This window comes from Kitasatospora sp. NPDC023120, from assembly GCF_055560835.1.
Genome location: NZ_JBVHHY010000066.1, coordinates 1 through 9,530 on the forward strand (window position 1 = coordinate 1; position 9,530 = coordinate 9,530).

General features: G+C 70.9%; 9 protein-coding genes and 2 pseudogenes. 5 read left to right on the plus strand and 6 right to left on the minus strand.

Annotated elements, in window-relative coordinates; genetic code table 11:
- Positions 1-477: 477 nt before the first annotated feature.
- From ACZ3TI_RS40220 to ACZ3TI_RS40235, 4 genes and pseudogenes are all read left to right on the plus strand, one after another.
- Positions 478-738, plus strand: a pseudogene (locus ACZ3TI_RS40220) (Mu transposase domain-containing protein); the annotation flags it as partial.
- Between the two features lie 531 nt (positions 739-1,269).
- Positions 1,270-1,516 (plus strand): annotated as a pseudogene (locus tag ACZ3TI_RS40225) (ATP-binding protein); the annotation flags it as partial.
- A 134-nt stretch (positions 1,517-1,650) separates the two neighbouring features.
- A complete protein-coding gene (locus ACZ3TI_RS40230; protein WP_465735448.1) occupies positions 1,651-2,019 on the plus strand; it encodes a hypothetical protein in 369 nt (122 codons plus the stop codon).
- A 223-nt stretch (positions 2,020-2,242) separates the two neighbouring features.
- Positions 2,243-3,004, plus strand: coding sequence for a hypothetical protein (locus ACZ3TI_RS40235; RefSeq protein ID WP_465735450.1), 762 nt, complete (start codon positions 2,243-2,245; stop codon positions 3,002-3,004).
- A gap of 92 nt (positions 3,005-3,096) precedes the next feature.
- Here the strand turns inward: ACZ3TI_RS40235 and ACZ3TI_RS40240 are convergent, their stop codons facing one another.
- The 3 genes from ACZ3TI_RS40240 to ACZ3TI_RS40250 form a co-directional block, all read right to left on the minus strand.
- A complete protein-coding gene (locus ACZ3TI_RS40240) occupies positions 3,097-3,774 on the minus strand; it encodes a CPCC family cysteine-rich protein (protein WP_465735452.1) in 678 nt (225 codons plus the stop codon).
- Positions 3,775-4,119: 345 nt separating this feature from the next.
- Positions 4,120-4,926 carry a hypothetical protein gene (locus ACZ3TI_RS40245; protein WP_465735454.1) on the minus strand — a complete coding sequence of 269 codons (807 nt, stop codon included), beginning with the start codon at positions 4,924-4,926 and terminating at the stop codon, positions 4,120-4,122.
- 5 nt (positions 4,927-4,931) lie between these two features.
- Complete coding sequence (locus ACZ3TI_RS40250) at positions 4,932-5,222, minus strand: hypothetical protein (protein ID WP_465735456.1); 291 nt, start codon at positions 5,220-5,222, stop codon at positions 4,932-4,934.
- Between the two features lie 147 nt (positions 5,223-5,369).
- Between ACZ3TI_RS40250 and ACZ3TI_RS40255 the strand changes: the two genes are divergently transcribed.
- Positions 5,370-5,927, plus strand: a complete 558-nt coding sequence (locus ACZ3TI_RS40255) for a P-loop nucleotide/nucleoside kinase family protein (RefSeq protein WP_465735458.1) — start codon at positions 5,370-5,372, stop codon at positions 5,925-5,927.
- A 27-nt stretch (positions 5,928-5,954) separates the two neighbouring features.
- Here the strand turns inward: ACZ3TI_RS40255 and ACZ3TI_RS40260 are convergent, their stop codons facing one another.
- From ACZ3TI_RS40260 to ACZ3TI_RS40270, 3 genes are all read right to left on the minus strand, one after another.
- Positions 5,955-6,614, minus strand: coding sequence for an HAD family hydrolase (locus tag ACZ3TI_RS40260; protein WP_465735460.1), 660 nt, complete (start codon positions 6,612-6,614; stop codon positions 5,955-5,957).
- A 112-nt stretch (positions 6,615-6,726) separates the two neighbouring features.
- Complete coding sequence (locus ACZ3TI_RS40265; RefSeq protein ID WP_465735462.1) at positions 6,727-8,034, minus strand: thymidine phosphorylase; 1,308 nt, start codon at positions 8,032-8,034, stop codon at positions 6,727-6,729.
- Entirely contained in the window at positions 8,031-9,332 is a 1,302-nt protein-coding gene (locus ACZ3TI_RS40270; RefSeq protein WP_465735464.1) for a PLP-dependent aminotransferase family protein, read from the minus strand. Before ACZ3TI_RS40270 ends, ACZ3TI_RS40265 begins: the two co-directional genes overlap by 4 nt.
- Positions 9,333-9,530: the final 198 nt, after the last annotated feature.

The window sequence follows — 9,530 nt, forward strand, 5'->3', positions numbered from 1 at the left end:
CGCCAGTCGAGTACGAAACCGACTACTACCTTGCCACCACAAAACCGCAGGTCACAACCACAACCTGAGATCTCTACCGAACCCGGGGCGGTTCACTTTCTGCTTTGCTGATCACCTGCCGGACAGCCCGCTTCGTGAAAGCGCGAGGTTAGGTAATCCCTCTGACAAGCCGGGCGAAGGGCAGGATGCCAAGCTGAGCACTCAGATGGGTACGCGGGCACCAACCCACCAGTTCCGGCTTCTTCCGGCCCGAACTCGGCCCCTTCATCCCGCAATACCGCCCGAGCTTCCGTGGGTTCGCCCGGCCGGTACTTCAGAATCTCTGAACTCGCGGAAGATCGGTTGGACGTCCTCTACTGCCAGCCCGGCATCGGCGGCGCCCACGAGAAGGGCGGCGTCGAGGGCCAGATCGGCTGGTTCCGCCGCAACCACCTGGTCCCCGTCCCCGACGTCGCGACGCTGGCCGACCTCAACGCGATGATCGACCGATGGGACGAGGAGGACGAGGCCCGCCGGATCCGCTCCCGGCCCCGCACCATCGGCGAGTACTTCGCCGCCGAGCGGCCGTTGCTGGCGCCGTTGCCGGACGAGCCGTTCGAGACGGGCCGGCTATTCACCCCGCGGGTCGACCGCTACAGCCAGGTCGGGGTGCGCAACAACCGCTACTCGGTGCCGGTGCGGTTGATCGGCCGGACGGTGAGGGTGATGCTGCACGCGTCTGAGCTGGTCGTCTTCGACGGCCGGGAGGAGGTCGCCCGGCACGAGCGGCTGATCGCCAAGGGCGGCACCCGTCTTGATCTGGATCACTACCTGGAGGCCCTGGTCCGCAAGCCCGGCGCCCTGCCCGGGGCGACCGCGCTCGACCAGGCCCGCTCGGCCGGCAGGTTCACCCCGGTCCACGACGCATGGTGGGCGGTCGCCCGCAAGGCCCACGGCGAGCGCGAAGGCACCCGGGCCCTGATCGAGGTCCTCCTGCTCGGCCGGCACCTGCCCCACGAGCACCTCGTCGCCGGCCTCCGCTGCCGCCCTCCGGGCCGGCGCGCTGTCCGCCGACGCGGTCGCGCTGGAGGCCCGCAAGGCCGCCGAAGCCGACAGCATGACTCCCGCAGAACCGGAGCCGCCCGCCACGGACCGGGCAACGGCGACCTCGCTCACCGAGCGGGGCGTGGCCCAGCTTCCGCCCGACACGAGGCCGCTGCCCTCCGTGGCCCACTACGACCAACTGCTGCGACACCGCCGACCGAACCAAACCACTTGAAGGAGAACGCCATGACCTTCCCCCGCCAGCGAGGAATCACCGAGCAGGCCGCCACCGCCGCCATCGACCAGGCCTGCCGGATGCTGAGGCTGCCCACCATCCGCGCCCAGTTCCCCGAACTCGCCGCGAACGCCGCCCGCGAGCAGATGTCCTACCCTCGGCTTCCTCTTCGAGCTGCTGATGGCCGAGTGCGACGCCCGGGCCCGCCGCCGGTCGGAACGGCGGATCAAGGCCGCCGGCTTCCCACGCGACAAGGCGCCGGCTGGCAGGCCGAAGACTTCGCGGCCATGTATCAGGAGGTCTACCGCATCATCCGCGACACCGGACGCCGCCCCGAGGAAGCCACCTCCCTCAAACGCGACTGCCTGCAGTGGACCGACGGCAAACCCACCTTGATCTACGACAACCGCAAGCGCCGACGTCACGGCCGGCGCCTTCCCATCAGCCCGGAGACCGCCCGGCACATCAAGCAGTGGCAGAAGCGTCGCGACAGCCTGCCGGAGATGCCCGGCTGCGAGAAGTGGCTCTTCCCCGCACCCGGAGCAACCAGGAGATCGAAGGTCAGGTACCTGACCCCGCACTACTTCTCCTCCAAGGTCTTCCGCGACTGGGTTGACAGCATCCCGGAGCTCCTCGACAACCGACTCGACGACGACGGCACCCCCGTCTCCTGCAACCGCTCCGAGCTGGAGGACGAGGTCACCGCAGTCCGCAGAGCGCTCACGCGGTCGATCAGAGCCGTGCCGCCACCGGCACGGTAATCAACCAGCACGTTCTCCTGCGATGTGCTGTCGGCCGGGTGACTGGCGGGCAGCACCGAGATTCCCCTCCTGTGGACGGTCATGTAATTCCCCGGGCTGCCATCCCTTCGTTCCGGAGGGTGTCAGGAGGCCAGCGTGCCTCACAGCATGCCGACCACCGCCCCGAGGCCGAGGCCGCGCGAATTCATGTGCAGGCCGCGGCTGGGTCCGCGATCATTGGCCGATGACCACGGAACCGGACGTTCTTAGCCTGAGCATCGTGTGCCCACCGCCCGAGGAGGGCGCCGTGGAGGTCCGCCCGATCGTCAATGGCCGGGATCTTCTGGCCGACGTGGTTCCCGGTGGCGTGGGAGGCTCCCGGTACGCGGGAGTGGGCCCCCGGTATCTGTTTGGCCGGGAAGGGCCGTTGCACGCCACTGCGACACCCCACGAGACCCGTATCGCTTGGTCTGGCTGTGGCGTGGAGGAGTGCTGCGGCGCCCTGTACATGACGGTCAGGCGTGACGGGGAGCATGTTGTCTGGGAGAGCTGGCGCGACCCGGCCAATCAGGACTTCGACCTGCCGGGGCTTCGGTTTACCGCAGGTCAGTACGAGGCCGAGGTCCTGCGAGCCGGGGAGGACCGCGGTTGGGAGTGGCCGGCTGGAGCAGTTGCGCGGCTGCTTGAGGCGGGATTGAGGGGAAGGGGGGACTGGCTGGTCAAATGGGACTGCGAGTTGGAAGGCGTCTGGGCCTCCCGCAAGGAGCCCGATCGAATCCATGTCGTCCTGATGCATCCCCGTAACCGCGCCGATGCAGATCGCCCCTGGCTCCAGTTCGGGATGACCCTCCCGATCTCCGGAGACGACCCATCGGACCAGGCCGAGCACTTTGAAGCGCGTCTGGCTGCAGGCGATCCCCGTGCCACCGCCGAGGTCTGGGGAGGTTCGCATGATGCCGAGCAACTGGGCTACCCATGGCCGCCGGTCGACCCGCTGTCCATGTGAACGGATGGAGGCGATGAGGTTAGGTCTCTCCTGCCCTTGGTCATCCACTCGCAACCGCCATCCCCACGGGCGTGCCTGCCGACGCTTCCGAACTATTGGTCGTAAGTCACGTTGGACCTCGGCGAACCGTTGCCGAACCGTGTGAACTGTCGACGCAGCTCAGCGGCGGCTGCGGGGCATCGGCGTTCGAACTCGGGCCAGCCGGTGAAGCGCAGTTCACGGGGCATCACGACGAGTCGGGTGATCGCGTCCCAGAACGAGTTCCAGTTCATGCCGTAGAACGAAGGGAAGCCGAGCTCGCGCTTCAGAACGCCGTGCAGGTCACGCTCGTCCTGGATCGAGCTCACGTCGATGACCACGCGTCGATCCACGTCTGGCTCAGGCTGGTCTCGACATCCCCAGAAGGACGGAAGCCACCAGCACAGGACCGATCGGTCGTCGGGCCAGGGGCGACGGGGCTCACTGTCCCAGTCCTCGAACAGGTCCGAGAGCGGATCGATTGGGCGCCAGCCGGCGTCGAGCGGTTCGTCTTCCGCGGCCGGCCGAACAAAGCGCCTGCCGCGCTGATCGCAGGCTCCGTAAGCCTGGAAGTTCTGCTGGGCCTCGGCAAGCGAGACCTGGTTCGCGCCGCCCGGGCTGAAGGGCCAGCGCAACTGCACAAGGTCGTCTTCCCAGAAGCAGACCGGGCAGATCGCGTACGAGCCCGGCCAGCCATCCTCGGTATCGAAGACGAGGTGACCGCAGCAGGGGCAGGGGCGTCGGGTGTCCACCGGTTCAGTCTGGTCCGTGGTCCGGGACCGCAGCGACTGAGTTTCCTTCCCTGTTGTCCCTCACGTGCCTCGGCCAGCAACCGTCCGGTACGGTGCTGAATTGCCACTGGTTGCACGCGGATCGCCCGGGACAGCCGTGCGGATAACCCGGGTATCACAACCCTGGCCTTGCATGTTCCAGTGCGGGAAGCGGTCCCGGCTGTACCCCGTCATCGGCCGCGGCTGGGCGACCGTCAGTGCAGCGAGCTGCGCCCTGGCTTCGGCCGCCGAAGAGGGCTGAGGGCCGGGCCACACCAGGGTGCCCGGCCCTCAGCCCTCTTCGGCGGCTGCTGCCGGTCGGGCGGGTCAGCCGGGGTGAGAGCCGAGGGCCAGACCGGCTTCAACTGCCATGGAGGTGAATGCGGTTGTGTCTCGCGCTCGGCGCTCGGGTGCACCGTCGTAGGAGGACCGCGCTCCTCGGGTCTCGCGGATGCGCAGGGCTTCGGTGACAATCGGCTTCCAGCGCGGTTCGAAGGCGGTCATGGCGTACCGGCCGGCACCGCTCTTGGAGGTGAGGTTGCCCGTGGCGAGCAGGTGGTGCAGGCGGCTGACGCCGAGCACGCACCACTCGGTGGCCTCGGCGGTGGACGCTTCGTCCGGGTGCTGGACCAGCGACTGGGCGACTGTACTCCAGTAGCTGGCCAGGTTGCCGTGGCTGTAGGCCCGCAGGGCCGCGTCGTCGGTCCACACCTCGGCCTCGGTGAGCGCCGGGCCGCGCACGGCAACGCCATGGCGGACGAGTTCGTGCCAGGTGACCGGGTTCACGTCGAACCTGCCTGCTTCCTGGAAGACGACGCCCTGGGTGCAGGGGAGGTCCGGGCACGACTCCGGCGGCCGGGCCAGGTCCTGGAGAGGGAGGTGGAAGCCGTCGAAGTCCGGTAGGGGGCATTGCTCGCGCACGACCTGGTGGGCGGCGGCGAGCGCGGCGGTCGCGGCGGCGTCGGGGGTCCGGGCCAGCACGGCAACGTAGTCGATGTCGCTGTGACCCGGGTAGAACTCGCCGAATCCGAGGGAGCCGTGCAGGTAGAGCCTCTCCACCAGGCCGGGGGCGGAGTCGTCGATGGCGGTGAGGAACGTGGTCGTGGTCCGGCGAACTTCCGGTGGCAGGGTCATCTGGGTCAGTTCCGGTCCAGGTCTTCGATCATGGAGACGACGACCGCGCCGACCTGGACGAGTTCCGCTCGCATGGCCTCCCGGTCGGCCGGTTCGGCGAGGGCCTCAAACACCTCCTCGATGAGGATGTGCCGCCAGGTCTTGCGTCCGTGGCGGGCGGCCCGGTCGCAGAGGTATTGCAGGAGGCGCCGGACCAGGACGAAGCCGCGGTGGGCGCCGGTGGGGTGGTGCTGGTCGCCCCAGCGGGTGCGGATGGCCTCTTGCTCGGCCGCGATGTCGGCGTAGACGGATCGCATGGGTGGTCCCTATCTGGTCAATATCGGGCGGAACCGGTCGCGCGGGTGCGCAGGCGCTCACGCGGAGACACGGGGGAACCGGGCGACTACTGTCGAGCGTCGGTACAGCACTGTGGGATCGTGGGACTCCGGAGAGGAACCAAGATCATGAGTGAGCAGCGCACGGTCGTCTGGCTGAACGGGCCGTTCGGCGGCGGGAAGACCACGCTGGCCAAGGAGCTGAGCCGACGGTGGCCGGACGCGATTCTCTTCGACCCCGAGGTGGTCGGCGCCACCGTTCAGCGCCTGGTGGAGACGCCGACCGGCGACTACCAGGACCTGCCGGTATGGCGCGAGCTGGTCGCCGCCATGACGATCCGGATGCTGGGCGAGTACGAGCGCCCGCTGATCGTCCCGATGACCCTGGTCGTCCCCGAGTACCTCCGGGAGATCCACGGCGAGATCAGCGCCGCGGGCGCCCGGCTTCACCACGTCTTCCTCAAGACCCCGGCCGAGGTGCTGGGCGCCCGGATCGACGCGCAGTCCTTCACCCCGGACGATCCGGCTGCGGATGAGGAGACCCGGGTGTGGCGCCGGGCGCAGATCGAGCGATGCGCGGCGGCGGTGGACCTGCTGCCCGGCGACACCGTGCTGCTGGACGGCGTGCTGCCGACGGCGGAGCTGGCCGGCCAGGTGCTGGAGCTCGTCGGAGCGCCCGTCCGGTAGGTCGCCGGGCCGCAGGCCTTGCACGGCTCAGGCCGCCGGGGTGAGTGCCGGGGCGGCGGTGACGGGGATGCCGAGGCGGGTGAGGGCGGCGGCGAACGCCTGCGGCCCGGTGAACAGCTCGGCGCGCAGCCCGGCGTGGAGGGCTCCGGCGATGTAGGGGGGCTCGTCGTCGGTGAAGAACAGCCGCTCCGGCGCGATGCCCATCCTCTTCGCGGCGGTGTGGAAGGCGAGCGGGGCCGGCTTGTCGACGTGGAGCTCGGCGGTCGGGAAAACGTAGTCGAAAGCGTCAGCGATGCCGTGGTGGGCGAGGTCGGCGCGGAAGGCGTCGGTGGTGTTGGACAGGACGCCGACCGGGACGTGGCATCGGGCCTGAGCGAGGAGGTCGAGCATGACCGGGTCGCTCTCGCCCCGGTCGGCGCGCCACAGCCCGATGGCGTCCAGGGCGCGGGGGCCGAAGGCGGCGGTAAGGCGCCGGGCGACGTCGTCGGCCCACTGCTGGTCGGTGAGCACGCCGAGCTGCGCGAGCCGGTAGCTGGGGTGGCGGTAGGCGAAGGCGTCGAAGGTGCCGGCGGGCAGGTGGGCGAGCTGTTCGCCGCGCCGGGCGCCGGTGTCGCGCCAGTGGCGGAACAGACCGTCCATGTCGACGAGCAGGCCGTCGACGGCGGGGCGGTTGGCGGTGGTGGGCACGGGTGCCTCCTTGCGGGGCGGTGGTGCGCTGGTGTCGGGGGTGGTGCCTTTCCTCGGGGACCGGGCCCCGGCCGCCTGATCGGGTCGGCCGGGGCCCGCTGCGTAGGGCGGGTCAGATGGTGTGGTGGATCAGCGGCGGCGCGGCGGCGGGCCCGTCGGCGACGGTGAACGCCGCCGCGGTGCGCTCCCGCAGCGCCGCCTGGTCGTGGACGGTGCGCAGGTGCAGTTCGGCGACAAGGTCGCCGGTCCGGACGGGGTCGCCGACCCGGACTCGCAGCTGGATGCCGACGGCCGGGTCGATCGGGCTGTCGGCCCGGGCGCGGCCGACCCCCAGTTCGGCGGCGATGCGGCCAAGCTCGTCGCCGTCGATCCGGTGGACGGTCCCGCCCACCGGGGCGGTGACGGGCACGCGCACGTCGGCGGCCGGGAGAAGGGCGGGGTCGTCGATCTGCAGGACGTCGCCGCCAAGGTGCTCGACCCAGAGGCGCAGCGCGGCCAGGGCGCTGCCGTCGGCGAGCGCGGTGTGCAGGCGGTGGCGGATCTGGTCGGTGGTGTGGTCGGGCCAGGCCTGGGAGGCGATGAGTTCGGCGAGGGCGAGGGTCAGGTCGGTGAGGCCGGGGACGTGCCGGCCGGACAGGGCGTGGACGGCTTCGGCGACTTCGAGGGCGTTGCCGATGGCGTAGCCGAGGGGTTGGCTCATGTCGCTGATGACCGCGCGGGTGGGCAGGTGTGCTTGGTTGCCGATGTCGACCATCAGGCGGGCGAGTTCCAGGGTCTGGGCGGGGTCGGTGAGGACGGCGCCGGGGCCGGTCTTCACGTCCAGGACGCAGGCGCTGGCTCCGGCGGCGAGTTTCTTCGACATGATTGAGGAGGCGATCAGGGGGATGGAGTCGACGGTGCCGGTGACGTCGCGCAGGGCGTAGAGGGCGCCGTCGCCGGGGGCGAGGTGGTCGGACTGGCCGGTTAGGCCGATGCCGGTGGCGGCCAGGGCCTTGGTGAACTCGTCGGCGTCGGCGGGCAGGCGCAGGCCGCTGATCGCCTCCAGCTTGTCGACGGTGCCGCCGTGGTGGCCGAGGGAGCGGCCGGTGAGCTTGCCGACGGGGATGCCGACGGCGGCGAGCAGCGGCGCCAGGACCAGGGTGGTGTTGTCGCCGATGCCGCCGGTGGAGTGCTTGTCGGCGACGAACGGTGCCAGGACGCGTAGGTTGAGCTGCTGGCCGGTGTCGGCGAGGACGCGGGTCAGGGCGGTGGTGTCCTCCAGGGTGAGGCCGTTGCAGGTCACGGCCATCAGCCAGGCGGCCAGCTGGTAGTCGGGCACGCGGCCTTCCAGGTAGCCGGTGACCAGGCTGGTGATGGCGGCCTCGCCCAGCGGCCGACTGGCGCGGGTGGCGGTGATGCTGTCGAGGGCCGGGGTGCTCACGCGAAGCTCTCCTCTATGTAGGTGGCGACGTCGGGGTGGCGGTGGAGCTGCCAGCGGCTGGTGCGGGCGGTGCGAAGGTCGGCGATGTCCGCGGCGATGGCGGCGGCGGGCCGGTGGTTCTGGACGGCGTCGGCGATCAGCTCGGCGACCTGGTCCATGTCCTGGACGGTGAGCCCGGCGCCGACCGGTTCGGCGGTGCCCAGGCGCAGCGCCGGGGTGCCGGCCAGGCCGGGGAGGTGAGTGAGCACGTTGGTGTGGATGCCGGCGGCGGTGAGGCGGTGGTGGGCCTCGCGGCCGTCGACTCCGGCTGGGGCGGTGTTGAGCCACAGCTGGTGGATGGCGGTGTAGCCGCGGTCGGCGGCCTCGGGGATCAGGTGGTGCTTGTGGAGGGCCTGGCCGAGGGCTTGGGCGGCGGCGATGGTGTCGGTGGCGTAGGCGGCGGGGTCGGCGGCGAGGAAGTCGGCGGCGGCCAGGCCGAGCGCGCAGGTCGGGGCGAGGTGGTGGTTGGAGACCATGTCGTACTGGGCTCGGGCGAGGGTGTCGGTGAGGTCGTCCCGATTGGTGGCGACCATGCCTTTCTGCGGGCCGGGGAAGGTCTTGTGGGTGGAGCCGCCGAAGGCGTGGGCGCCGGCGGCGAGCGGGTTGGGCAGGGCGCCGCCGAGGACGAGGCCGAGGGTGTGCGAGACGTCGGCGTACAGCACGGTGTGCTCGTCGGCGGTCCGGACGGCTTCGGCGACGGTGGCGACGTCGGCGGGGAACAGGACGTGGGACTGGTCGAGGTAGACCAGGTGCGGGCGGTGGGTGGCGACCAGGTGGTGGAGCAGCTCGGGGTCGAGGGTGTGCGGGTCGGGGCCGGTGGCCTGGTGCGGGGTCAGGCCCAGGCGGCGGGCGAGGGAGGCGGTGGCGTAGTGGCCTCCCTGGTCGGGGTGGACGGTGAGCACCGGCGTGCCCGGTGCGCCGCCCCACGCGGACAGCACGAGGGTCATGGCGTGCAGGCCCGACAGCGGGCGGACGTTGACGTGCCGGGCCCCGGTGAGCGCGCGCAGCAGCGGAACGGTGAGGCCGGTCTCGACCTCGGAGGCGGCCTGGGCCGCCGGGAATGCCCAGCCGTCCGGGTCGCCGCTGGTGTTGAAGAAGTAGCGGCCGCCGGCGTCGCCCGCCAGCGCCCAGCGGGCGAGCGGGGAGGCGCTGTTCTCGGAGGGGATCAGGTTGAGGGTCGCGGCGGCGTGGTGCTGCTGGCGGGCCAGGGCGGCGACGGCCGCCTTAGCGCCGGACAGCGCGCCGAGGTCGGCGCTCACGCGGCGGTGTCCCGGGTGAACAGGCCGCGCAGCATCCGTCGCGGGGCGGCGGGGTCGTCGCGGTAGACGGTGCGGCCGTGGCACAGGCGGCTGTTGGCGAGGACTAGGCCGTGTTTTAGAACTGATGGTCGTCACGTCCCGCAGCGTTCATGATCTTCGCTGTGGGGCGTGGAGATCTTTCTGATGAGCAATGGGCCG

Coding starts and splice junctions, on each gene's coding strand:
- ACZ3TI_RS40235 (WP_465735450.1), top strand. CDS start 2,243: ATGACCACGGAACCGGACGTTCTTAGCCTGAGCATCGTGTGCCCACCG.
- ACZ3TI_RS40245 (WP_465735454.1), bottom strand. CDS start 4,926: ATGACCCTGCCACCGGAAGTTCGCCGGACCACGACCACGTTCCTCACC.
- ACZ3TI_RS40250 (WP_465735456.1), bottom strand. CDS start 5,222: ATGCGATCCGTCTACGCCGACATCGCGGCCGAGCAAGAGGCCATCCGC.
- ACZ3TI_RS40255 (WP_465735458.1), top strand. CDS start 5,370: ATGAGTGAGCAGCGCACGGTCGTCTGGCTGAACGGGCCGTTCGGCGGC.